Annotated in this window: 30 protein-coding genes; 22 read left to right on the top strand and 8 right to left on the bottom strand. The window is 62.1% G+C overall.

Annotation, left to right across the window (positions count from 1 at the left end):
• Positions 1-5 precede the first annotated feature (5 nt).
• The 5 genes from AC0Z35_RS07405 to AC0Z35_RS07385 are packed head-to-tail and all read right to left on the bottom strand — an operon-like array spanning position 6 to position 4,639.
• On the bottom strand, positions 6-1,016 hold the full coding sequence (locus AC0Z35_RS07405; RefSeq protein WP_485131029.1) for a branched-chain amino acid ABC transporter permease: 1,011 nt from the start codon (positions 1,014-1,016) through the stop codon (positions 6-8).
• Positions 1,013-1,765, bottom strand: a complete 753-nt coding sequence (locus AC0Z35_RS07400) for an ABC transporter ATP-binding protein (protein ID WP_485131030.1) — start codon at positions 1,763-1,765, stop codon at positions 1,013-1,015. The genes AC0Z35_RS07405 and AC0Z35_RS07400 overlap by 4 nt, the downstream gene beginning before the upstream one ends.
• Positions 1,762-2,532 (bottom strand): ABC transporter ATP-binding protein, encoded by a 771-nt coding sequence (locus AC0Z35_RS07395; protein ID WP_485131031.1) that lies wholly within the window; start codon positions 2,530-2,532, stop codon positions 1,762-1,764. The genes AC0Z35_RS07400 and AC0Z35_RS07395 overlap by 4 nt, the downstream gene beginning before the upstream one ends.
• Positions 2,533-2,547: 15 nt before the next feature.
• The gene (locus AC0Z35_RS07390) at positions 2,548-3,720 is read right to left on the bottom strand and encodes a substrate-binding domain-containing protein (protein WP_104142456.1); all 1,173 of its coding nucleotides are present in this window, start codon (positions 3,718-3,720) and stop codon (positions 2,548-2,550) included.
• Between the two features lie 22 nt (positions 3,721-3,742).
• Positions 3,743-4,639, bottom strand: a complete 897-nt coding sequence (locus tag AC0Z35_RS07385) for an alpha/beta fold hydrolase (protein WP_485131032.1) — start codon at positions 4,637-4,639, stop codon at positions 3,743-3,745.
• A 159-nt stretch (positions 4,640-4,798) separates the two neighbouring features.
• Between AC0Z35_RS07385 and AC0Z35_RS07380 the strand changes: the two genes are divergently transcribed.
• Entirely contained in the window at positions 4,799-5,758 is a 960-nt protein-coding gene (locus tag AC0Z35_RS07380) for an AraC-like ligand-binding domain-containing protein (protein ID WP_046806031.1), read from the top strand.
• 62 nt (positions 5,759-5,820) lie between these two features.
• Here AC0Z35_RS07380 and AC0Z35_RS07375 read toward each other — a convergent pair whose 3' ends face one another.
• Entirely contained in the window at positions 5,821-7,992 is a 2,172-nt protein-coding gene (locus tag AC0Z35_RS07375) for a metallophosphoesterase (RefSeq protein ID WP_485131033.1), read from the bottom strand.
• Between the two features lie 186 nt (positions 7,993-8,178).
• On the bottom strand, positions 8,179-9,606 hold the full coding sequence (locus AC0Z35_RS07370; protein ID WP_046807447.1) for an NAD-dependent succinate-semialdehyde dehydrogenase: 1,428 nt from the start codon (positions 9,604-9,606) through the stop codon (positions 8,179-8,181).
• 157 nt (positions 9,607-9,763) lie between these two features.
• Between AC0Z35_RS07370 and AC0Z35_RS07365 the strand changes: the two genes are divergently transcribed.
• The 19 genes from AC0Z35_RS07365 (at position 9,764) to rplQ (ending at position 19,944) form a co-directional block, all read left to right on the top strand.
• Positions 9,764-10,552 carry an aspartyl/asparaginyl beta-hydroxylase domain-containing protein gene (locus AC0Z35_RS07365; RefSeq protein ID WP_485131633.1) on the top strand — a complete coding sequence of 263 codons (789 nt, stop codon included), beginning with the start codon at positions 9,764-9,766 and terminating at the stop codon, positions 10,550-10,552.
• Positions 10,553-10,906: 354 nt separating this feature from the next.
• The gene (rplN, locus tag AC0Z35_RS07360) at positions 10,907-11,275 is read left to right on the top strand and encodes a 50S ribosomal protein L14 (RefSeq protein WP_046807446.1); all 369 of its coding nucleotides are present in this window, start codon (positions 10,907-10,909) and stop codon (positions 11,273-11,275) included.
• Between the two features lie 11 nt (positions 11,276-11,286).
• Positions 11,287-11,607, top strand: a complete 321-nt coding sequence (gene rplX / locus AC0Z35_RS07355) for a 50S ribosomal protein L24 (RefSeq protein ID WP_006227036.1) — start codon at positions 11,287-11,289, stop codon at positions 11,605-11,607.
• Positions 11,608-11,619: 12 nt separating this feature from the next.
• Entirely contained in the window at positions 11,620-12,159 is a 540-nt protein-coding gene (gene rplE / locus AC0Z35_RS07350) for a 50S ribosomal protein L5 (protein WP_006216529.1), read from the top strand.
• A 12-nt stretch (positions 12,160-12,171) separates the two neighbouring features.
• Positions 12,172-12,477, top strand: coding sequence for a 30S ribosomal protein S14 (gene rpsN / locus AC0Z35_RS07345; RefSeq protein ID WP_006216527.1), 306 nt, complete (start codon positions 12,172-12,174; stop codon positions 12,475-12,477).
• Positions 12,478-12,487: 10 nt separating this feature from the next.
• Entirely contained in the window at positions 12,488-12,883 is a 396-nt protein-coding gene (gene rpsH, locus AC0Z35_RS07340; RefSeq protein ID WP_006216525.1) for a 30S ribosomal protein S8, read from the top strand.
• A 12-nt stretch (positions 12,884-12,895) separates the two neighbouring features.
• Positions 12,896-13,429, top strand: coding sequence for a 50S ribosomal protein L6 (rplF, locus tag AC0Z35_RS07335; protein WP_046807445.1), 534 nt, complete (start codon positions 12,896-12,898; stop codon positions 13,427-13,429).
• Between the two features lie 21 nt (positions 13,430-13,450).
• Positions 13,451-13,816 carry a 50S ribosomal protein L18 gene (gene rplR, locus AC0Z35_RS07330; RefSeq protein ID WP_006227039.1) on the top strand — a complete coding sequence of 122 codons (366 nt, stop codon included), beginning with the start codon at positions 13,451-13,453 and terminating at the stop codon, positions 13,814-13,816.
• 15 nt (positions 13,817-13,831) lie between these two features.
• Entirely contained in the window at positions 13,832-14,353 is a 522-nt protein-coding gene (gene rpsE, locus AC0Z35_RS07325) for a 30S ribosomal protein S5 (RefSeq protein ID WP_006216521.1), read from the top strand.
• A gap of 3 nt (positions 14,354-14,356) precedes the next feature.
• Positions 14,357-14,542, top strand: a complete 186-nt coding sequence (rpmD, locus tag AC0Z35_RS07320; RefSeq protein WP_006216520.1) for a 50S ribosomal protein L30 — start codon at positions 14,357-14,359, stop codon at positions 14,540-14,542.
• A 9-nt stretch (positions 14,543-14,551) separates the two neighbouring features.
• Positions 14,552-14,992 carry a 50S ribosomal protein L15 gene (gene rplO, locus AC0Z35_RS07315; protein WP_013397002.1) on the top strand — a complete coding sequence of 147 codons (441 nt, stop codon included), beginning with the start codon at positions 14,552-14,554 and terminating at the stop codon, positions 14,990-14,992.
• Positions 14,993-15,006: 14 nt separating this feature from the next.
• Entirely contained in the window at positions 15,007-16,332 is a 1,326-nt protein-coding gene (gene secY / locus AC0Z35_RS07310; RefSeq protein ID WP_039882533.1) for a preprotein translocase subunit SecY, read from the top strand.
• 8 nt (positions 16,333-16,340) lie between these two features.
• Positions 16,341-16,559 (top strand): translation initiation factor IF-1, encoded by a 219-nt coding sequence (infA, locus tag AC0Z35_RS07305; RefSeq protein ID WP_003806927.1) that lies wholly within the window; start codon positions 16,341-16,343, stop codon positions 16,557-16,559.
• Between the two features lie 34 nt (positions 16,560-16,593).
• Positions 16,594-16,707, top strand: coding sequence for a 50S ribosomal protein L36 (gene rpmJ / locus AC0Z35_RS07300; RefSeq protein ID WP_003806928.1), 114 nt, complete (start codon positions 16,594-16,596; stop codon positions 16,705-16,707).
• Positions 16,708-16,750: 43 nt separating this feature from the next.
• Entirely contained in the window at positions 16,751-17,116 is a 366-nt protein-coding gene (rpsM, locus tag AC0Z35_RS07295; RefSeq protein WP_006216517.1) for a 30S ribosomal protein S13, read from the top strand.
• A 15-nt stretch (positions 17,117-17,131) separates the two neighbouring features.
• Positions 17,132-17,533: a 30S ribosomal protein S11 gene (rpsK, locus tag AC0Z35_RS07290; RefSeq protein WP_006216516.1), complete on the top strand. Its 402-nt coding sequence runs from the start codon at positions 17,132-17,134 to the stop codon at positions 17,531-17,533.
• A gap of 11 nt (positions 17,534-17,544) precedes the next feature.
• A complete protein-coding gene (gene rpsD, locus AC0Z35_RS07285) occupies positions 17,545-18,168 on the top strand; it encodes a 30S ribosomal protein S4 (RefSeq protein WP_006216515.1) in 624 nt (207 codons plus the stop codon).
• Between the two features lie 213 nt (positions 18,169-18,381).
• Positions 18,382-19,368 (top strand): DNA-directed RNA polymerase subunit alpha, encoded by a 987-nt coding sequence (locus AC0Z35_RS07280; RefSeq protein WP_006216514.1) that lies wholly within the window; start codon positions 18,382-18,384, stop codon positions 19,366-19,368.
• A gap of 183 nt (positions 19,369-19,551) precedes the next feature.
• Complete coding sequence (gene rplQ, locus AC0Z35_RS07275) at positions 19,552-19,944, top strand: 50S ribosomal protein L17 (protein WP_006216513.1); 393 nt, start codon at positions 19,552-19,554, stop codon at positions 19,942-19,944.
• 81 nt (positions 19,945-20,025) lie between these two features.
• On the opposite strand, the gene AC0Z35_RS07270 is transcribed toward rplQ, so the two are convergent.
• Positions 20,026-20,463 (bottom strand): HIT family protein, encoded by a 438-nt coding sequence (locus AC0Z35_RS07270; protein WP_104142460.1) that lies wholly within the window; start codon positions 20,461-20,463, stop codon positions 20,026-20,028.
• 178 nt (positions 20,464-20,641) lie between these two features.
• Here AC0Z35_RS07270 and cutA point away from each other — a divergent pair, with 178 nt between their 5' ends.
• Positions 20,642-20,989 (top strand): divalent-cation tolerance protein CutA, encoded by a 348-nt coding sequence (cutA, locus tag AC0Z35_RS07265; protein ID WP_046807443.1) that lies wholly within the window; start codon positions 20,642-20,644, stop codon positions 20,987-20,989.
• Positions 20,990-21,087: 98 nt separating this feature from the next.
• Positions 21,088-22,914 (top strand): protein-disulfide reductase DsbD, encoded by a 1,827-nt coding sequence (gene dsbD, locus AC0Z35_RS07260; protein ID WP_319309254.1) that lies wholly within the window; start codon positions 21,088-21,090, stop codon positions 22,912-22,914.
• Positions 22,915-23,007: the final 93 nt, after the last annotated feature.

Genomic DNA, 23,007 nt, shown 5'->3' with positions numbered 1-23,007 from the left:
GGTTCCTAGCGGTTGGTGACCGGATACACGCCTTGCGGCCGCCACAACAATATGGCGATCATCAGGGCGATGTTCGAGAACAAGGCCGCCTTGGGGAGCAGGAAGCCGGTGTAGTTGGCCATCAAGCCAACCAGCAGCGCGCCGATCAGGCAGCCCACCGTCGAGCCCAATCCGCCGATCATGATGACGATGAAGATCAGCACGTTTACCTGCGCACCCAACTGCGGCACGATGGATTGCTGATACATGCCCCACAGCACCCCGCCCAGGCCAGCCAGCATGGACCCCGCCACGAACACGCCCACGAACAGGTGCCGAATGCGATAGCCCAGGCTTTCGACCATTTCCCGGTCTTCAACCCCGGCGCGGATCAGCAGCCCCAACTTGGTCCGGTTCAGCAGCCACAGCATGCCGCCCAGCACCAGCACGCCCACTGCCAGCGCGACGATGCGAAATTTCTCGATCGCGGCGTCGCCCAGCAGGAACGCGCCGCGCAGCGCCTCGGGCAGCGGGAGCGACAGCGTTTGCGGACCCCAGATCATCTTGATGATCTCTTCGCCGATGATCATGCCGCCCATGGTGATCAGGATCTGCTTCAGATGCTGGCCGTACACCGGCCGCACAATGACGCGTTCGAAGGCCAGGCCCACCGCGCCGGCCACAAGCATGCCCACGATCATGGCCGGCAGTACCGCAACCATGTTCGTCCACAGGCTTGCCGTCTGCGTCCAGTCGGACATCGACCCCAGCACCGTGGCCGCCATGTACGCGCCGATGGCAATGAACAGGCCGTGGCCGAAGTTCAAAACATCCATCAGCCCGAACACCAGCGTCATGCCCGAGGCGACGATGAAGATGATCATGCCCATGGCCAGGCCGGCCAACGTCAGGGTGATCCAGGTCGAAAACGAGCCTACCAGCGGCAGTGCAAGCGCGGCCAATGCGACCACCAGCAGCACGGGGCGCAAGTCCGCGCGCACGCGTGGCAATGGGGTATCGATATCCAAGGTGCTCATTGATGGCTTCCCAGCGATAGGCCCAGCAGGCGGGTCTGTAGCGCCTCGTCTTGCGCCAACGTCTGCATGGCGCCCGCGTGGACGATACGGCCGTCGTCCATGACGGCGACATGGTCGCCGACACGGCGCGCAAAGTTGAAGTTCTGCTCGACCAGCAAAATGGTGGTGGACGCCTGCTTGAGTTCGATGAAGGCGTCGATCATGTTCTGGATGATGGCGGGCGCCAGGCCCTTGCTGGGCTCGTCGATCAGCAGCAGCCGGCGCGGTTCGATGATGGCGCGCGCCACGGCAAGCATCTGTTTCTGGCCTCCGGACAGCTTGCCGGCGGGGTGTAGCCAGAACTTCTTCAGTGCCGGGAAGAATCCGAAGATCCATTCCAATCGCGCCGTGTCCAACTGCGCCTCGGTTCGGGCCTGGCGCGCGGCCAGCAAGATGTTTTCCTTGACGGAAAGGTCGGCAAAGATGCCCATGTTCTCGGGTACGTAGGTCATGCCCATGCGCGCCATGTCGGGCGGCGATGTGCGGGTGCCCGGCCCGCCGACGGGCGCGCCGTCAAACCGCACCTGGCCTTGCGAGGCGCGCCACAAGCCCATGATGGTGCGCAGCGTCGTGGTCTTGCCCGCGCCGTTGCGGCCCAGCAGCATGGTTACCGCCGACGCGGGCACCGCGAGATCGACGCCGTGCAGGATGTGATACGCACCGATGTGCGTGTGCACGTCCTTCAATTCAAGTAGCGGCGGCGCGCTCATGCGGGGTTCTCCACGGGCGCGATACCCAGGTATGCCTGTTGCACGATGGGCGAGGCGATGACAGCGGCGGGCTCGCCATCGGCCATCAATTGGCCGTTATGCAGTACGACGATGCGGTCGGCCAATTCGCGCACCACATCCATCTTGTGCTCGACCAGCAGGATTGTTTTCGAGGGGTCGGTTTTCAGTTCGCGAATCAGCTCCAGCACCACGGGTACATCGTCCACGCTCATGCCGGCCGTGGGCTCGTCAAACATGAAAACCTGCGGCTCCAGGGCGATCAACATGGCGATTTCCAGCTTGCGCTGATCGCCATGCGGCAGGTCGGCCGCAGCCTGGTCGCGGCGTGCCGACAAGCGGGTACGTTCAAGCAGCACATCGGCGCGCGCCAGCAGCTTGCGATCATCGTCCCAGGTTCGCCAGAAGCGAATCTGACGCCAGCTCAGACCTTGTTGGCGCGATTGCAGCGCCAGCCGCACGTTCTCGTGCACGGACAGGCGCGGGAAAAGCTGCGTCAGCTGAAATGCACGGCCCAACCCCGCGTGCATGCGCGCAGGGGCCGATAGCGACGTCAGGTCGCGCCCGTTCAGACTTACCGACCCAGCGCTGGCACGCAGCTGGCCAGAGATCAAGTTGAAGTACGTTGTCTTGCCCGCGCCGTTGGGGCCGACAATGGCCGTCAGCGTGCCCGGCTCGTAGCGGCAACTGACGTTGTTGACGGCCACGTGCCCGCCGAAGCGGATCGTAAGCGATTGGGTTTCCAGCATGGCGGCGACCGGCCTTCAACGCTTGTTCTGAATGGGCACATTCATCTGATCGGGCGTGATCTCCTTGACCAGATCCTGCACGGCCCACGGCACGGAAGGATCGTTCTTGATGCGGAAGTGGTACATCGACTGCATCGCCTGATGGTCTTCGGGGCGGAACGTCATCTTGCCCTTGGGTGTATCGAAACTCATGCCTTCCATTGCCTTGATGAGCGTGTCGGTGTCGGCGTTGCCCGCGGTCTTGTTCAGCGCCGCCACGATCGCGATGCCCGAAGACATGCCGCCGGCCGTGAAGAAGTCGGGCGGCTGCCCGAAGCGCTTCTGATGTTCGGCAACCAGCCAATCGTTGATGGGATTCTTCGGAATGCCGTAGTAGTAATACGTGGCACCTTCCATGCCGGCCAGGGACTTCAGCGGCGTCATCGCGGCCAGCGTGTTGCCGCCCGTGGCAATTTCAATGCCGAAGCGCTTGGGGTCCAGGTCGGCTATCTTGAACGGGTTGCCGGCGCCGGCCCACAGGATGAAGATGATCTTGCGGCCGGGCTTGTCTTTCAACGCATCAAACAGGCGCTGCGCGCCGGCGGTGAAGTCCGTGGCGTTGGCCGGCAGATATTCCTCGTGCACGATCTTGGCGTTTTTCAGCGCACCCTTGAAGGCCTTCACGCCGTCACGGCCAAACGCGTAGTCTTGCGCCAACATGGCGATGGAGGTGCCTGCCTGGTCGAACGCGACCGCGTTGGCGATGGCGTCCTGCGACGAGTTGCGGCCGGTGCGGAAAATGTACTTGTTCCATTTTTCGCCGGTGATCGAATCCGCGACGGCGGGCTCGACCAGCAGGATCTTTTCGTATTCCTCGGCGATGGGCAGCATGGCCAACGCGACGCCTGACGACGTGGGGCCCACGGCGATGTCGGCGTTGTCGTCCGCATAGGCCGACGCCAGCTGCGCGCGGGCAACGTCGGGCTTGCCCTGGTTGTCCTTTTCAATGACGCGGATCTTGCGGCCAGCCACGGTCATCGTGCCTTGCGTGGCGTACTCCAGGCCCAGCATCAAGCCGTTCTGCGTCTGTTTGGCATAGGCCTCCAGCGGCCCGGTCTTGTCGTACACGTGGGCGACGACGAAATCCTTGGCGGCGACCGTCGAGGTCATGCAAAGCGCCGCCAGCGCGGCGAGCAGTATGCGATTCATGGGAAGTCTCCTGGTATCAGTATCAACGGGCGCACGCGTTCGCCGTGTGATCCGGCGTGGCAAGAAATTGGCGGATGGCGTCGATCTGCGGCGCAATGTTCAATGCGGGGGCGTGGCCACAGTCGGGGAAGTCGATGCGCGTTGCACGCGGACCGCGCTGCGTCATGGCATCAGCGACTTCCGGCAGCAACAGGTCGGACTGCGCGCCGCGCAGCAACAGCACCGGCATGCGCAGCGAGTCGTAGCCGCTCCAGCGGTCGTAGTCATTGGGATGATGGCGAAATTGGCCGACGATGGCGGGGTCGTAATGCGGCGTGACGCGGCCATCGGGAAGCCGGCGGACCGACGTCTCGGCCATACGCCGCCATTGCGCATCGCTTTGCCACCCATAGGGCTGGTAGGCGACGCGCAGCCAGGCTTCGAGTTCTGTGACGGTATCAAAGGCGGGCGGGTTGCCCGCGTACGCCAGGATGCGTTCGATGGCCGGCTTGGGCAGCTCGGGTCCGATGTCATTGACCACCAGATGCGAGATCCGGTCGCGCAAGGTGGTGGCGGCCGCGTGCATGCCGGTGGCGCCGCCCATCGATGTGCCGACCCAGCGCATACGGGTAAGCGACAAGGCATCGGCCAGCGCGCGCGCCAGCCTTGCATAGAAATCCAGGCAGTATTCGGCCGCCGGGTCGGGGCTCCATTGCGACAGGCCGCGGCCGATCGTGTCGGGGCAGATGACGCGGTAGTCACCGGCCAGCGCTTCTGCCAGGTCGTCGAAGTCGCGGCCGGTTCGAGCCAGGCCATGCCACATGATGATGGGCGGCGCGTCGGGCGCGCCCCATTCCATGTAGTGCAGCTCGCGTCCTTCGCAACGCACATAGCGCGAAACCGGCGTGTGGCGGGCGGCCGTTGCGGGCTCGGTTGCCATGAGTCTCCTCCCGGGTTGTCCAGGTTGTGTGCTTATCGGGCTGAATATAGACTTGCGCCAGACGCATCGACAATGCGCCGCGCACCCCAGGGCAGGGTGAGTCAAGAACTTGTAGACGCAAGATCAAATTGCGCTGGGCCGAGTACAGGAGACCGCGACATGTCGGACACGGAATTCGCCATATCGGCCACCGCAGGCGCCGACGGGCGCGAGCAATGGCGGGCGGCGCTGGCCGACGCGTTCGGTCCGTTCGAGGTGCACCGCGGCAAAGCCGACCATTTCGCCGGCCATGTGCGCTACGCGCGTCGCGCCAGCTTGCAGTTCAATGACCTGCACTATCAGGGACAGAAGCTGGAACGCACGGCCGGTAACGTGTCGCGGCTGGACCAGGAGTTCTATACGTTTGGCATGCCGCTGGCGGGGCCGTTGGCCGTGCGGCAGCAGGGGCGCGATTTTCAGGTGGAGCCGGGCTGCGTGTACCTGATGAACCAAAGCCTGCCGTATCAGGCGACGGCGTTGGGGGCGGCCGGCTACCGTAGTCTTAGCGTGTCGTTTCCTCGCAGTGCGCTGACGCAGCGCGATTCGCGCATCGGCGCGTTCCACAAGTTGCGCATCGATGACGGGTCGCCGCGCGGGGCGATGCTGGCCGGCTTCATGGACCACCTGTTCAAGGGCATGGGCAGCTGGTCCGATACCGAAGTGACCGAGCTTGGCGAAAGGTTGATCGACCTGATCGTGCTGTTCCTGGTGCAGGCGGGGCAGGGGCATGCGTCTGAAACGGACAGCAGCGTCACGTTGGCGCATCGCCAGCGCGTGTTGGCCTACATCCGCCAGCACCTGGCCGACCCTGGCTTGTCGCCGCAGCACGTTGCGCAAGGCTGCGGCGTGTCGGTGGCGTATCTGCACCGCATCTTGCGCGCGGGCGGCCTGTCGGTGGAGTCGTTCATCTTTGATCAGCGCCTGGACAAATGCCGCGAGCTGCTGCTGGACCCGCGGCATCGGCACCGCGGCATCGCCGAGCTGGCCTATCAGGTCGGCTTTTCACATCCGTCGCATTTCAGCCGGCTGTTCAAGAGCCGCTTCGGCATCACTGCGCGCGATATGCGCGCACGCTGCTGAGTCAAAAAAGACGGCTCACGAATGAGCTGTCTTGTTTTACCGGTCAGCCGTTGAGCGCTGGCTTAGAACGGTGACGGACGATTCGACAGATCCACAATGCTGTTGCTGGTCAGGTCCAGCCGGATGTGTTCGGACGGCGCGCCTGCCGCCAGCTTCAGCATGATCGCCATCAGCGGCTTGAAGCGCGCCTTGAACAGGTCGGCAAGCGTATTGGCGTTGCTGACGCTGTTGCCGCTCATTTGCACGGAAGCGTTCGTGTTGGCCAGCGCCTGGGCCAGCAGCTTGTACTGGCTGGCGCGTTGGGCCGGCATGTCGGCAAAGGCCAGGTCGCCGGCATTGGCAATGCGCACGAAGTCGCCCGCCATGTCCAGTGCCTTCCACTGCGCGAAGTCCGACAGCTGCATGCCGTTGGCTTGCGCCAGCGCTTGTGCACGCGCCTGCGCGTCGGCCAGGTTGCCGGCATACGCCGCGTTGCTGGCGCCGGTACCGCCGCCGTCCGACAGGCAGGCAAAGAAGGCCGGCGTCAGATTGCTCTGATTGCCGGTGTTCGCCAGTTCCTTGAGCGTGACGCTGGTTTGCAGTTGCGACAGCGTCAGCAGGTCGGCGCCGGTCAGCGGGCTTTTGACCAGTTCGCGCATCTCGCAACGCCAGTCGTCGTTAAGCAGGCGCAGGCGCACCAGCTCGCTCATGTAGCGATACGTGAAGTCGCCGTAGTCCTTGGCGTCAAGGATCGACACGTCCCAGCGGGCCGGCGTGGTGTAGGCGTTCTCGGCGCGATACAGGTCGAACAGTTCGTCAAAGCGCGGCACCTTGTCCAGGCGGATGGTCTGTACTTCGATCTTGTCGGCGCTTTGCAGCGTCATCAGCTTGTAGGCCGGCACGTACGCCGCCATGGACGGCGCCTGGATATTGAACAGCGCCGTGTCGCCGCCGTAGTTGCGGGCGCCCATGTCGTTGAAGTGCATATGTCCGCCCACGTGCACCTTCAGGCCGGTTTCGGCCAGGGCACGCGTGGTGTTCTCCGCCGGACGCCGGATCATCTGCATCTTGTTCGCGCCCAGCAGCGCTTCGATGTCGTCGGAGGCGCCGTTGAAAAACTCGGACATCGGGAAGTGGCTGAACGCGATGACCTGCTTGCCCTGCGCCTTGCCGCGCGCGACGACGTCAGCCAACCATTTGATGACGTGGGCCTTGTGCGTCAGCATCCTGTTGTAGCCCTGGTCACCCGAGCCGGTGAAATCATTGGCGCCGATGCCCGTGGGCACGTAGACGTTGGCATCGATGCCGACCAGCCACACGCCCTTGACCGGCTCAACCACGTAGGACGTGTCTGGCACCATCTTGCACAGCGTGTAGTTCTGCGGCTTGTTCGGGCCGCCCGTGCCTTCGGCGCAGATCTCGTACTGGCGGTTGATCCAGTTGGCCTGATCCAATGCCGTGGTGTAGTCGTAGTCTTCGTACTTGTAGGTGCTGTACGGCGTTTCGTAATAGACGTTTTGCGGCTGCGGCATGAAGCCATGCTGCTTGAGCGCGTCCGTGATGCCGGCGTAGCCCATGTGCAGGACTTCTTCCGTGCAGTACGTGTTGCCGATGCGCGCCCAGTCGCCGCTGTAAGGCGTGCTGCACGCGGCGTTGCCGCCGCGGCTGTAGATCGGTTGCGAGAAGCCGATGGCGCCGGTCGTGGGGTCCAGGCCCAGGTAGTCGCTCTTGCCGGCCGCCTGGTTGAAGGGCCGGTTGGGGTCATGGTTGCCGGGGGCGGCAAAGAACTGGATGCCGTGCTTCTTGGAGTAGTCATCCATGATCTTCACCAGGCCGCGCATGTGCACGGGCTGGCCGTCGTCCGAGAAGTCGCCCGGCAATGCGATGTACTTCACGCCGCGCGCAACGGCGTCGTCCAGCGCGGCCAGGAAGGCGAAGTAGTTCTCGTTGAACAGGCGCGTCGACGTCAACTGCGCATACATCGTGCGGATCGTTGCGTTGTCGCCGTGCTTGGGATTCGGAATGCCCGGGAACGAACCGTCCTTGAAGTCGGCGTACACATCGTGGAAGTGGATGTCGGGCATGAACGCCACCTGCACGGGGGCGGGCGGCGCGGCCGGCGTTTCCGTGACGGGTGGGGGCGTCTGTGCGACCGGGGGATTGTTGTTGTCGTCATCGTCGCCGCCACAAGCGGCGAGCAAGGCCACAAGGGTGGCGGCGCCGGCCGTGCGGGCGAAGCGGGAAAGGGCGTTCATTGCGCGATCTGATCCTGAAGAGTGGGGCGGGCAGCCACTTCCCTTGGGGTGGTCAGCTGCCTGTCAGCGAGGCGCAATGTTCTCGGACGTGCATGACAGCATCATGAAACGGCGCCGCGCCATGGCCGTCTGCCGCAGGACGAAAAAAAGCCCCTTGCGGGGCTTTTGGGCTGAAGCGCGGAACGCTCAGATGTGCGTGATGAATTTCGTGACGAGGTAGCCGTCAAACGTTTCCAGGCCGCCTTCGCTACCGATGCCGCTGTCCTTGATGCCACCGAACGGCGTCTCGGCCAGCGCGCTGCCGAAGTGGTTGATGTTGACCATGCCGGCTTCCAGTCCGTTCGAGACCTTGGTGGCGGTCTTCAACGAATTGGTGAACACGTAGGACGACAGGCCGAACGGCAGGCTGTTGGCGCGGCGCAGGACTTCGTCGGTGTCCTTGAAGCGGACCACCGGCGCCACGGGGCCGAAGGGTTCTTCGGTCATCAGCATCGAGTCGTCCGGCAGTTCCGTCACGACCGTGGGGGCGAAGAAAAAGCCCTTGCGGTCCAGCGGGCCACCGCCCACCACGACCTTGCCGCCGTGTTTCTTGGCGTCGTCGATGAAGGCGCTCATGGCGGGTACGCGGCGTTCGTGCGCCAGCGGACCCATGTCGGTACCGGCTTCCAGGCCGTCGCCGACCTTGATGTTCTTGAGCACGTCCGAGAAGCGGGCCAGGAACTGCTCGTAGGCGCCTTCCTGCACGTAGAAGCGAGTGGGCGACACGCAGACCTGACCGGCGTTGCGAACCTTGAACTTGGCCAGCATTTCAGCGGCGCGGTCGATGTCGGCGTCGTCGAACACCAGCACGGGCGAATGGCCGCCCAATTCCATCGTGACGCGCTTCATGTGCGCGCCGGCCAGCGCGGCCAGCTGCTTGCCCACCGGCACGGAACCGGTGAACGACACCTTGCGCACGATCGGCGAACGGATCAGGTAGTCGGAGATCTTGGCGGGCTCGCCCCAGACGATGTTCAGGCAGCCCTTGGGCAGGCCGGCATCGTGGAACATGCGCGCAATCGCCATGACGGCGCTGGGCGAATCTTCCGGACCCTTGAGGACCACCGTGCATCCGGCGCCGAGCGCGGCGGCGATCTTGCGGATGGCCTGGTTGTACGGGAAGTTCCACGGCGTGAACGCGGCGCAGACGCCGATGGGTTCGCGCACGACAAACTGGCGTACATCGGGATTGCGGGGCGGGACCACGCGGCCGTAGATACGGCGGCATTCTTCGGCGTGCCAGTCGGCGTGTTCAGCGCAAGAGGTGACTTCGCCCACGGCTTCGGCCAGCGGCTTGCCCTGGTCCAGCGTCATGTTGCGGCCGATTTCCTTGGCGCGCTCGCGCGACAGCGTGGCAACCTTGCGCAGGATGGCCGAACGATCCATGGGAGAAGACTTCTTCCACGATTCGAACGCGCGCTGGGCGGCGGCTAGCGCACGGTCCAGATCGGCTTCGGTTGCGTGAGGCAGCTGGCCCAGCACTTCAAGCGTGGCCGGGTTGATGACGTCCTGGGTGCGCCTACCCTCGCCGGAGATGAATTCGCCGTCGATATACAGCGCCAACTGTTCATACATGCCTGTCTTTCCTTGCGAAATAGGAGTGGAGTGCGATCGCGTGTCGCCCACGCCAGTCTAAACCAGCTTGCGCGATGCGGGGAGGGCCAATCCGCAGCGCAGGATTGGAGCCAATGGGAGGGGCCAAGTCTTGCAAGCCCGGGCGGGCTTGGACACAATGGGCCATCTTAGCCAGCCTGATTCCATACCCATCGTGCAACCCGTTGACGCGCTTTCCGGCAACAAGCCCAGTCTGTATTCGCGCGTGCTTTTTCGCTTCATCGATTGGCTACGTCACCGGATCGCGCGGGCGTCGCTGGTGGGCGACAAGCCGATCTTCCAGAATGACCAGTTCCCGTGGATCCCCGAGCTGGAGGCGCGGACCCCGGCCATCCGCGCCGAACTCGCCGAATTACTGGCCGAACGCCAGCATCTGCCGGCATTTCATGAGATATCCCCGGATGTCGGGATGATCACGTCCGACGACCAATGGAAGACGTTTGTCTTCATGGGGTACGGGCTGCGATCTGAACGCAACCTGGCGCGTTGCCCGGAAACCGCCCGCGCATTGATCGGGATACCAGGTATCCGCAGCGCATTCTTCTCGATCCTGGAACCGGGCAAGCGAATTCCTCTGCATACCGGCCCCTACAACGGCGTGCTGCGCCTGCACCTGGGGCTGGTGGTGCCCGAGCCGGCCGAACGCTGCTGGATAGAAGTCGGAGGGGAACGGTATAGCTGGCGGGAAGGCCGCGCCGTGGTGTTCGATGACCTGTATCCCCACCAGGTTCACAACGACACGGACGGGCTACGCGCCGTTCTGTTCGTCGATTTCGAAAGGCCGTGCCGTGTTCCGGTAAAATGGCTGAATCGCCTGGTGCTCAGAGCGGCCCCGTTCACGGACGAAATCCGTCGCGGCAAGGCCAATCACGATGCCTGGGAGAAGGGCTACTACCGCCAGAAATAGGGGGCAGATGGCCCGCAAACCGTTCCCCTTATTGGGGAGCGTGGTCTTTTGTGCGTCATACCAACAAAGTACTTGCGCTCAAAATTTAACCACGCTAGAATGATCAGCTTTCCCAGATTGTCGATTGAGTTAAGGAAGATTTAGCTCATCGAGTTGGGGGAATACCCGCAGGATTTCAACCCAGGGTCGTTGCGTTGCCAACCCGTTGCAGAGGTAGAGCGAAAGCTCTAGGTCTACAACACAAAAGCAGGGCGGCAGACCTGACGGGACCAAAACTGGCAGGAATTGCAGAGTTCCTCGGGGGGAAAACCCCGGGGAAACAGTATTTCCAGTTAAGTTGGAACAGGAAAAATCATGATCCAAATGCAGACCACGCTGGACGTGGCCGATAACACTGGTGCGCGTCATGTCATGTGCATTAAGGTGCTCGGTGGCTCCAAGCGCCGTTATGCCGGTATCGGCGACATCATCAAGGTGAGCGTCAAAGATGCGGCTCCGCGCGGACGCGTCAAGAAAGGCGAAATTTACAATGCCGTGGTGGTTCGTACCGCCAAGGGCGTGCGCCGTAAAGACGGTTCGCTGATTAAGTTCGGTGGCAATGCCGCCGTATTGCTCAACGCCAAGCTGGAGCCCATCGGCACCCGCATCTTCGGACCCGTTACGCGTGAACTGCGTACCGAGAAGTTCATGAAGATCGTGTCGTTGGCCCCGGAAGTGCTGTAAGGAGCCCTACGATGAATAACATTCGTAAAGGCGACGAAGTCATCGTCCTGACCGGCCGCGACAAGAAGCGTCGCGGTACCGTGCTGGCTCGTGTTGATGCCGACCACGTTCTGGTCGAAGGCGTCAACATCGTCAAGAAGCACGTGAAAGCCAACCCGATGGCTAACAACCCGGGCGGGATTGTCGAAAAGACCATGCCGATCCACATCTCGAATGTGGCGCTCTTTAACCCCGCAACCGGTCGTGGCGACCGCGTGGGCGTTCAAGAAGTCGAAGGTCGCAAGGTCCGCGTGTTCCGTTCCAATGGTGCCGTTGTCGGCGCCAAGGCGTAAGGGGCGATAGACATGTCTCGTTTGCAAGATTTCTACAAGAGCAAGGTCGCTGGCGACCTGCAGGCCAAGTTTGGCTACAAGAGCGTCATGGAAGTGCCGCGCATCACCAAGATCACCCTGAACATGGGTGTCTCGGAAGCCGTGTCCGATAAGAAGGTTATCGAACACGCGGTGTCGGACCTGACCAAGATCGCTGGCCAAAAGCCTGTCGTGACGAAGACCAAGAAGGCTATCGCCGGTTTCAAGATCCGCGAAAACTACCCGATTGGTTGCATGGTCACGTTGCGTGGTCAACGCATGTACGAATTCCTGGATCGCCTCGTTGCGGTCGCGCTGCCTCGCGTGCGCGACTTCCGTGGTATCTCGGGTCGTGCGTTCGACGGCCGTGGCAACTACAACATCGGGGTGAAAGAGCAAATCATTTTCCCCGAAATCGAGTACGACAAGATCGACGCGCTGCGTGGGCTGAACATCAGCATCACCACCTCCGCGAAGACCGACGAAGAAGCCAAGGCGCTGTTGACGGCCTTCAGCTTCCCGTTCCGTAACTAAGGGGCTGATGACGTGGCTAAACTTTCCCTCATCAATCGCGACATCAAGCGCGCCAAGCTGGCTGACAAGTTCGCTGCCAAGCGCGCTGAGTTGAAGGCGATCATCGACGACCAGTCGAAGACCGACGAAGAACGTTACCAAGCTCGGCTCAAGCTGCAACAGCTGCCGCGCAATGCCAATCCGACGCGCCAACGTAACCGTTGCGTGGTCACCGGTCGTCCGCGCGGCGTGTTCCGCAAGTTCGGCCTGACGCGTCACAAACTGCGTGAAATGGCGATGAAGGGCGAAATCCCCGGCATCACCAAGGCCAGCTGGTAGGAGATACATTATGAGCATGAGCGATCCCATCGCCGATATGCTGACCCGCATTCGCAATGCGCAGCAAGTGGACAAAGTTACGGTGAGCATGCCCTCCTCGAAGCTGAAGGCGGCAATTGCCGCTGTGCTGAAAGACGAAGGCTACATCGACAGCTTTGAAATCAAGGGCACCCAGGCCAAGCCTGAGCTCGAGATCACCCTGAAGTACTACGCTGGTCGCCCGGTTATCGAACGCATCGAACGCGTTTCGCGCCCCGGTCTGCGTATCTACAAGGGCCGTACCAGCATTCCTCAGGTCATGAACGGCCTGGGCGTGGCTATCGTTTCGACCTCGCGCGGCGTCATGACCGACCGTAAGGCTCGCGCCAACGGCGTCGGCGGCGAAGTGCTGTGCTACGTGGCCTAAGGAGAAATTCGAATGTCACGTATCGCTAAGTATCCGGTCGAACTGCCGAAGGGTGTCGAAGCTGACATCAAGCAGGATCAGATCATCGTCAAGGGCCCGCTGGGCACCCTGACTCAAGCCCTGACTGGCGACGTTACGGTTGCGATGGACGAAGGCAAGCTCACGTTTGCCGCCGCCAACGAATCTCGTCACGCCAATGCCATGTCGGGTACCGTGCGCGCTCTGGTGGCCAATATGGTTACCGGCGTGAGCAAGGGCTTCGAGCGCAAGCTGACCCTGGTTGGCGTGGGTTACCGCGCCTCGATCCAAGGCGATGCCGTTAAGCTGCAGCTCGGTTTCTCGCACGACGTTTTGCATCAGTTGCCGGCCGGTATCAAGGCCGAATGCCCCACCCAGACGGAAATCGTCATCAAGGGCGCCAACAAGCAAGTCGTCGGTCAGATGGCCGCTGAAATCCGCTCGTACCGCGAGCCCGAACCCTACAAGGGCAAGGGTGTGCGTTACTCGGACGAACGCGTCGTCATCAAAGAAACCAAGAAGAAATAACGGCGCACGCAAGGACGAATCATGGACAAAAAAGTTTCCCGTTTGCGTCGTGCGGTTCCGACCCGCCGGAAGATCAACGAGCTGCGCGTTCACCGCCTCTCGGTCTTCCGCTCGAACCAGCACATCTACGCCAACATCATTTCGCCGGAAGGCGATCGCGTTCTGGTCAGCGCCTCGACGGTGGAAGCCGAAGTGCGTGCGCAACTGGCCGGCCAAACCGGTCAAGGCGGCAACACTGCCGCTGCGACCCTGGTTGGCAAGCGCGTGGCCGAAAAGGCCAAGGCTGCCGGTATCGAACTGGTCGCTTTCGATCGCTCGGGCTTTCGTTACCATGGCCGCGTGAAAGCGCTGGCCGATGCCGCGCGTGAAGCCGGCCTGAAGTTCTAAGCGAGGATCTGTCAAATGGCTAAAGTACAAGGCAAGAACGCCGCGGAAAAAGAGAACGATGACGGCCTCCGCGAAAAGATGATCGCGGTCAACCGCGTGAGCAAAGTGGTCAAGGGTGGTCGCACCATGAGCTTTGCCGCGCTGACCGTGGTTGGCGATGGCGATGGTCGCGTCGGCATGGGTAAGGGCAAGGCGCGTGAAGTGCCGGTGTCCGTCCAGAAGGCAATGGAACAGGCCCGTCGCGGCATGTTCAAGGTTGCTCTGAAGAACGGCACGCTGCACCACACCGTGGTTGGCAAGCATGGCGCCGCTACCGTGCTGATCTCGCCGGCTGCTGAAGGTACTGGCGTTATCGCCGGCGGCCCGATGCGCGCTATTTTTGAAGTGATGGGTGTGCGTAACGTGGTTGCCAAGAGCTTGGGCTCGAGCAACCCCTACAACATGGTTCGCGCCACGTTGAACGGTCTGCGCGCTTCCCTGACCCCGGCCGATGTTGCTGCCAAGCGCGGCAAGTCGGTCGAAGAAATCCTGGGGTAAATCATGGCTCAGAAGCAGATCAAAGTGACCCTCGTGCGCTCCGTGATCGGTACCAAGCAATCGCACCGTGATACGGTTCGCGGTTTGGGCTTGGGCCGCATCAACAGCAGCCGCGTGTTGGTCGATACGCCCGAGGTGCGTGGGATGATCCGTAAGGTGGATTATCTCGTTTCCGTCTCGGAAGCCTAAGGAATCACCATGTCGGATATGCAACTTAATTCGCTGAAGCCCGCTGAGGGCAGCAAGCACGCCAAGCGCCGCGTCGGCCGTGGTATCGGTTCGGGTCTGGGTAAAACCGCCGGCCGTGGCCACAAAGGTCAGAAGTCGCGCTCGGGCGGTTTCCATAAGGTTGGCTTCGAAGGCGGTCAAATGCCGCTGCAGCGTCGTCTGCCCAAGCGTGGTTTCACCCCGCTCGGTCAGCACCTGTACGCCGAAGTCCGTCTGTCGGACCTGCAAGCCTTGCCCATCGACGAAGTCGACGTGCAAGTGCTCAAGGCGGCTGGCGTGATTGGTCAGGCGGTTCGTTACGCCAAGGTCATCAAGTCGGGTGAACTCTCGCGCAAGGTAGTGCTCAAGGGCATTACTGCGACGGCCGGCGCTCGCGCCGCCATCGAAGGCGCGGGCGGCTCGCTTGCTTGATCACGAGGTGACGAGTGGCTAACGCGCAGGCATTGGGCAAAACCGGAGCACGGTACGGTGATTTGAAGCGCCGTTTGGTGTTCCTGGTGCTCGCCCTGGTGGTTTACCGTTTGGGTACACACATCCCCGTACCGGGTATTAATCCGGATGCGCTGGCGGACTTGTTCCGCCAGAACCAGGGCGGGATCCTGGGCCTGTTCAACATGTTCTCGGGTGGGGCGCTCTCGCGTTTCTCGATTTTTGCCCTGGGGATCATGCCGTACATTTCGGCATCCATCATCATGCAGTTGATGTCGGTGGTGGTGCCGTCGCTGGAAGCACTCAAGAAAGAGGGCGAATCCGGTCGTCGGAAGATTACCCAATACACCCGCTACGGCACAGTCGTGCTGGCGCTGGTGCAAGCAGTGGGCATTTCGGTGGCGTTGGAGTCCCAACAGGGACTGGTGATCGATCCGGGTATGCTGTTTCGCTTCACGACCGTTGTGACTCTGGTCACTGGCACCATGTTCGTCATGTGGCTGGGTGAACAGATCACGGAACGCGGTCTGGGCAACGGGATTTCCATCCTGATCTTCGCAGGTATCGTTGCGGGTTTGCCCGCGGCGCTGGCTGCACTGTTGGACCTGGTCCGCACCAACGCGATGTCCGTGCTTTCGGCACTGTTCATTGTGGCTCTGGTGGTGCTGGTTACCGCTTTTGTGGTGTTCGTGGAACGCGGACAGCGCAAGATCACGGTGAACTACGCCAAGCGTCAGGTCGGCAACAAGGTCTACGGTGGTCAAAGCTCGCATTTGCCGCTGAAGCTGAACATGGCAGGGGTGATTCCGCCGATTTTCGCATCGTCGATCATTCTGTTCCCGGCCACGATCACGAGCTGGTTCTCCAGCAGTGAGAACATGCGCTGGCTTAGCGACCTGGCTGCGGCCCTGTCGCCTCGTCAACCGCTCTACATCACGCTGTACTCCGTCGCGATTATTTTCTTCTGCTTTTTCTACACGGCTCTGGTGTTCAACAGCCGCGAAACGGCGGACAACCTGAAGAAGAGTGGTGCGTTTGTTCCGGGCATTCGTCCGGGTGAACAAACAGCGCGCTACATCGACAAGATCCTGATGCGTTTGACGCTCGCAGGTGCCATCTACATTACGTTGGTGTGCCTGTTGCCGGAATTCTTGGTGATGCGCTGGAACGTTCCCTTCTACTTCGGTGGTACGTCTCTGTTGATTATTGTGGTGGTGACGATGGATTTCATGGCACAGGTTCAGGCCTACATGATGTCTCACCAGTACGACTCGTTGCTCAAGAAGGCCAACTTCAAGGGCGCGGGTTTGCCGATGCGGTAAGCAAAAGAATGTCCAAGGACGACGTCATTCAGATGCAAGGCGAGGTTCTTGAGAACCTCCCGAACGCGACATTTCGCGTCAAGCTCGAAAACGGCCACGTGGTGTTGGGCCATATTTCCGGCAAGATGCGTATGCATTACATCCGGATCCTGCCGGGTGACAAGGTCACAGTGGAGCTCACGCCCTATGATCTGACGCGAGCCAGGATAGTTTTCCGCTCCAAATGAGCGGAACCGGATTACGGAAAATTAGGAGTCAACCATGAAAGTAATGGCATCGGTTAAGCGGATCTGCCGCAACTGCAAAGTTATCAAACGTCACGGCGTGGTGCGTGTTATCTGCACCGACCCGCGTCACAAGCAGCGTCAAGGCTAACTCGGGTTAGCGACTACGCAACAGATTTATTCAAGGAATAGTCATGGCCCGTATTGCTGGCATTAACATCCCGCCGCAACAGCACGCCGAGATCGGACTGACCGCCATTTTTGGCATTGGTCGTACGCGCGCTCGCAAAATCTGCGAAGCGGCAAACGTACCCTTTGACAAAAAGGTCAAGGATCTGAACGACGCTGAATTGGAACGCGTCCGCGAACATGTTGGTTTGTTCACGGTTGAAGGCGACCTGCGTCGTGAAGTACAGCTCTCGATCAAGCGTTTGATCGACCTGGGAACCTACCGCGGTATGCGTCACAAGCGCGGTTTGCCCGTGCGCGGCCAGCGCACTCGCACCAACGCCCGGACCCGTAAGGGCCCGCGTCGTGCTGCTGCGTCCCTGAAGAAATAATCGAGGAACTGGATTATGGCGAAAGCTTCCACCAGCGGCGCTTCGCGCGTGCGCAAAAAGGTTAAGAAGAACGTCTCGGACGGCATCGCGCACGTTCACGCTTCGTTCAACAACACCATCATCACCATCACCGACCGTCAGGGCAACGCTTTGTCGTGGGCCACTTCGGGTGGTGCTGGTTTCAAGGGTTCGCGTAAGTCGACCCCGTTTGCCGCGCAAGTCGCCGCTGAAACGGCTGGCCGCGTCGCGCTGGAATACGGCATCAAGACGCTGGAAGTGCGCATCAAGGGCCCCGGTCCTGGCCGCGAATCGTCGGTCCGCGCGTTGAACGCGCTGGGCATCAAGATTTCGTCCATCGCCGACATCACGCCCGTTCCGCACAACGGCTGCCGTCCGCCGAAGCGTCGTCGTATCTAAAGGGAATCCACATGGCACGTTATATTGGACCCAAATGCAAGCTCTCGCGCCGCGAGGGTACTGACCTGTTCCTGAAGAGCGCCCGTCGCTCGCTGGATTCCAAGTGCAAGCTGGATTCCAAGCCTGGCCAACACGGCCGCACTTCGGGTGCCCGCACTTCCGACTACGGCCTGCAGCTGCGCGAAAAGCAAAAGCTCAAGCGCATGTACGGCGTGCTGGAAAAGCAATTCCGCAAGTACTTCGCTGAAGCAGAGCGTCGCCGTGGCAACACCGGCGAAACCCTGATCCAGCTGCTGGAATCGCGCCTGGACAACGTCGTCTACCGCATGGGCTTCGGCTCGACGCGCGCCGAAGCTCGCCAGCTGGTCAGCCACCGCGCCATCGAACTGAACGGCCACACGGCTGACATCGCTTCGATGCTGGTCAAGGCCGGCGACGTCGTCTCGATCCGTGAAAAGGCCAAGAAGCAAGGCCGTATCAAGGAATCGCTCGACCTGGCCACCAGCATCGGCATCCCCCAATGGGTGGAAGTCGACGCGACCAAGCTGACCGGTACGTTCAAGTCGGTCCCCGATCGCGCTGACGTCGCTCGCGACATCAACGAATCGATGGTCGTCGAACTGTACTCGCGTTAATCAGGTCGGCCGGCGCCTCCTTCGCAGGTGTGCCGGCTACTGGTCCCGCGACCCGTTTGCACGTCTCGCAGCAGCCCGCCTTCCGCCTTTTGGTGGGGCGGGCTTTGCGGTAAGTATCGGCCGGCGCTTTCGCGCTGCCCTAGTTTCATGTTTCACCTGTCCATCAGCCTTATCGGTGTAACGAGCCGAGGGTATTGAAAAGGAACACAGTAAATGTCCACTCAAGGTTTTCTGAAGCCGCGCTCCATTGAAGTCGAACCGGTCGGCACGCACCATGCCAAGATCGTGATGGAGCCGTTCGAGCGTGGCTACGGTCATACGCTGGGCAACGCCCTGCGCCGCATCCTGCTGTCTTCGATGACCGGCTACGCGCCGACCGAAGTGCAAATGACGGGCGTGGTGCACGAATATTCGACCATCCCGGGCGTTCGCGAAGATGTCGTCGACATCCTGCTGAACCTGAAGGGCGTGGTTTTCAAGCTGCACAATCGCGACGAAGTGACCCTGGTTCTGCGCAAGACCGGCGCGGGCACCGTGCTGGCCAGCGACATTGAACTGCCGCACGACGTCGAGATCATCAACCCCGGCCATGCCATCTGCAACCTGACGGACGCAGGCAAGCTGGAAATGCAGATCAAGGTTGAGAAGGGCCGCGGCTACGTGCCGGGCAACGTGCGCGCGCTGTCGGAAGACCGCACCCACACCATCGGCCGTATCGTTCTGGACGCTTCGTTCAGCCCGGTTCGCCGCGTCAGCTACGCGGTGGAAAGCGCCCGTGTGGAACAGCGCACCGACCTGGACAAGCTGGTTCTGGACATCGAAACCAACGGCGTCATTTCGCCCGAGGAAGCGGTGCGCCAGTCGGCTCGCATCCTGATGGACCAGATCTCGGTCTTCGCCGCGCTGGAAGGCGCTGGTGATTCGTACGAAGCTCCGGTTCGCGGCACGCCGCAGATCGACCCGGTCCTGCTGCGTCCGGTCGACGACCTGGAACTGACCGTGCGTTCGGCCAACTGCCTGAAGGCCGAAAACATCTACTACATCGGCGACCTGATCCAGCGTACCGAAAACGAGCTGCTCAAGACCCCGAACCTGGGTCGCAAGTCGCTCAACGAAATCAAGGAAGTTCTGGCTGCACGTGGCTTGACCTTGGGCATGAAGCTCGAGAACTGGCCGCCCCTGGGCCTGGAGCGTCCCTAAGTTTTAACGGGTGGCACCCCGGCAACGGGGCGCCACCTGCAACGCCCGGCAACCCCGTCGGGCGGTTTGCGAATTCGTCGTAAAATGCACCGTTTTCTACCGGACCGCGGCCTGATTGCAGGTTGATAGAAGAGCCGGCAACCCGATGGCGAACGCCATCTTTAGATTCAAAGGAAACTTATCATGCGTCACGGTAATGGCTTGCGTAAGCTCAACCGCACCAGCAGTCACCGTCTTGCCATGTTCCGCAACATGGCCGTTTCGTTGATCACTCACGAAGCCATCAAGACCACGCTGCCGAAGGCGAAAGAATTGCGCCGCGTCATCGAACCCCTGATCACGCTGGGCAAAGAGCCCACGCTGGCGAACAAGCGTCTGGCATTTGCCCGTCTGCGCGATCGCGATGCGGTGGTGAAGCTGTTTGCCGAAATCGGCCCGCGCTACGCGGCCCGTAACGGTGGCTACACCCGCGTGCTGAAGATGGGCTTCCGTCAAGGCGACAACGCTCCCATGGCTTTCATGGAACTGGTTGACCGTCCGGAAGTTGATGAAGCCGCTGCGGACAGCGCCGAATAAATTCGGTTGCTAGATAAGCGACAAGGGCGGGTCTTCGGACCCGCCCTTGTTTTATTTGCGCGCCCCGCCACGCGACTGACGTCACGAGGCGTGCAGTTCCCCTCGCAGCTGCTCGGCGGTGGCTGCCAGTACCTCTTGAGGCGGTTGCGGCGGCATCTTGAACGTCAGGTCCTGCTGTTCGATGTACGCGGTGGATGTGACGTCCTGCGTGTGATGCATGGGGATGACGTGCGCGTGCGAATGCGCGACGTGTATGCCCGTGAACGCGAACCCCACGCGCTGCACCCCGTACAGGCGCTTCATGTGGCGTCCCAGCTTCTGTCCCAGGTTTACGATGTGCCCCGCCAGGTCGGCCGGCATGTCCTCGAAGTACGGGTAATGCTGCTTCGGAATGATCAGCGTGTGTCCCGGCCGTACCGGCTGGATGTCCAGGAAGGCCATCAAGCGGTCGTCTTCGTGGATGATGTGCGCGGGAATCTCGTGCCGGGCGATCCGGCAGAACAGGCAATTGTCGGGCATGCGGGCCTCGTGAAAGCGGGTGGCATGGTGGCGGCGTCGATATGGTTGCGGGCGCTTGGCCGGCAGGTTCGAGCGCGGGTATCCGGGTCCGGCTGCCAGCGTCCGGCGTCCGGGCTTCGGCGCAATATCGATAAAATACCCCGAGTTACATCCCACACGGTTATCTCAAGGAGCCTCCATGTTGCGCGATGACGACGTCGTGCTGGTCATCAGCAATGCGCCCGACCTCTTGCTGGCCAAGCGCATCGCGCATGTGCTGGTGGAAGATGGATTGGCCGCGTGCGTGAACCTTGGCGCGCCGGGCCTGTCCATCTATCTGTGGAACGGAGAGGTCGAGGGGACGGAAGAAGTCCCCATCCATATCAAAACCACCTACGCACGTCATCAAGCCGTTGTTCAGGCCCTGGCGCAGATGCATCCCTACGATGTGCCCGAAATTATCGTGCTGCCGGTCATTGGCGGCGCCGCGCCCTATCTGGATTGGGTGCGAGAACAAACGGCCGTCACCAAAAACAAGAGAGACTGATGTTTCAACCTGCCGGTATCGTCGACGCGCCCGGGCGCCCGATTCACGCCCCTCGCGCGGCGCGCACTCTGATCGGACGCTGCCTGGCATTGCTGGCAATGATGCTGTTGCTGCTGGGTTGGCAGGCGGCGCACGCTGAAGCCGACTTTCTTGAGCCCGAAAAAGCGTTCGTCTTCAGCGCGAAGATGGCCGCGCCCGACACGCTGGAACTGCACTACAAGGTTGCGCCCGGCTACTACATGTACCGCGAGCGTTTCGGCATCACGATCAGCCCGGCCGGTGCCACAACGCTGGGCGAGGCCGTCTATCCGAAGGGCGAGGTCAAGTACGACCCGACCTTCGAAAAGGACATGGAAGTCTTCCACAAGGACGTCCTGATTCGCGTGCCGGTGGGCTCGGGCACCGCGCCTTTCACCCTGACGTTGACCGGGCAGGGGTGCGCGGACGCCGGGCTGTGCTATCCGCCGATGGACAGCAGCGTCAAGCTGACGCCGGTGGCGGGCGGATACGCCTTGGCGGGCGGCCTGCTCGCAGCAGCCGGGCAATCATCGCAACCTGGGCAAGCCACCTCGGCCCCCGCGGCTACCGGCCTTGGCGCCCTGGTCAACGCAGGCGATACCGGTCTGGCCGATGCGTTGGGCGGCCTGGGTTGGGCCAAGACGGCGGGCGTGTTTTTGATCCTGGGTTTGTTGCTGGCCTTCACGCCCTGCGTGTTGCCGATGATTCCCATCCTGTCTTCGATCGTGCTGGGTGGCGTGGCGCAGCCCCGGCCCACGCGCGGTCGGGGTTTGGCCCTGGCGGCGACCTATGTGCTGGGTATGTCGGTGGTCTACACCGCGCTGGGCGTGGCCGCTGGCCTGAGCGGCGCCGGTCTGGCCGCCTGGTTGCAAACCCCCTGGATCCTGACGCTGTTCGCCATCCTGCTGACCGTGCTGGCGCTGGCCATGTTCGACGTGTTCACGTTCCAGATGCCGTCCGGCGTCCAGGCCAAGCTGTCCGAGCGCTCGTCACGCGTGCCGGGCGGCCGCTACACCGGCGCGCTGCTGATGGGCGCCTTGTCCGCCTTGATCGTCGGGCCGTGCGTGGCCGCGCCGTTGGCCGGCGCGCTGCTGTATATCTCGCAAACGGGCGACGTCATCCTGGGCGGCTCGGCGCTGTTTGCCATGGCCTGGGGCATGGGCGTGCCCTTGCTGATCGTTGGCGCGTCCTCGGGCGCGTTGCTGCCCAAGGCCGGCCCGTGGATGGATGGCGTCAAGCGCCTGTTCGGCATGCTGCTGCTGGGGACCGCGTGGTGGATGCTGATCCCGGTGGTGCCGACCTGGGTGCAGATGACGGGTTGGGCCTTCCTGGCCGTCGTGTCCGCCGTGATGCTGCGCGCGTTTGACGCCTTGCCCGCGGGCGCCGGTGCCGGTCGCATGTTTGCCAAGGGGCTGGGGCTGCTGTTGGCGCTTGCCGCCGCCGCCTGGCTGATCGGCGCGGCCAGCGGGGGGCGCGATGTCTTGCAACCGCTATCGCATCTGGCCGCACGTGGCGACGCGACGGTGGGCACGGCCGTCGCCAAGGGCGACATGCAATTCACGCGTGTGCGCAACAACGCCGAGCTGGACGCGCTGCTGGCGCAAAGCCGCCAGCCGGTCATGCTGGATTTCTATGCCGACTGGTGCGTATCCTGCCGCGAAATGGAGCGCTTCACGTTCACCGATCCCGGTGTCGCACAGCGCATGTCGGGCATGTTGCTGGTGCAGGCCGACGTCACGGCAAACAACGCCGACGACCGCGCGCTGCTCAAACGCTTCCGGCTGTTCGGGCCGCCGGGAATCATGTTCTTCGAGCCGGGCGGCAAGGAACTTCCCGATGCGCGCGTAGTGGGTTTCCAGGATGCCAAGCGCTTCACGGAATCGCTGGACAAGGTGCTGGTGCGCTGACGGCGGGCGATATACCATGGCGGCTGCGCTGCGTGGGCGGCGCATCCCACTCCCTCCAGGCCGGCGCCCGTGACGTCCCCGACAGTTGATGCA

The sequence above is a fragment of the Achromobacter sp. 1L-A-4-B-C2 genome, assembly GCF_057291955.1.
The sequence above is the reverse complement of the archived record's forward strand: the minus strand, read 5'-3'. Positions and strand labels throughout refer to the sequence as shown.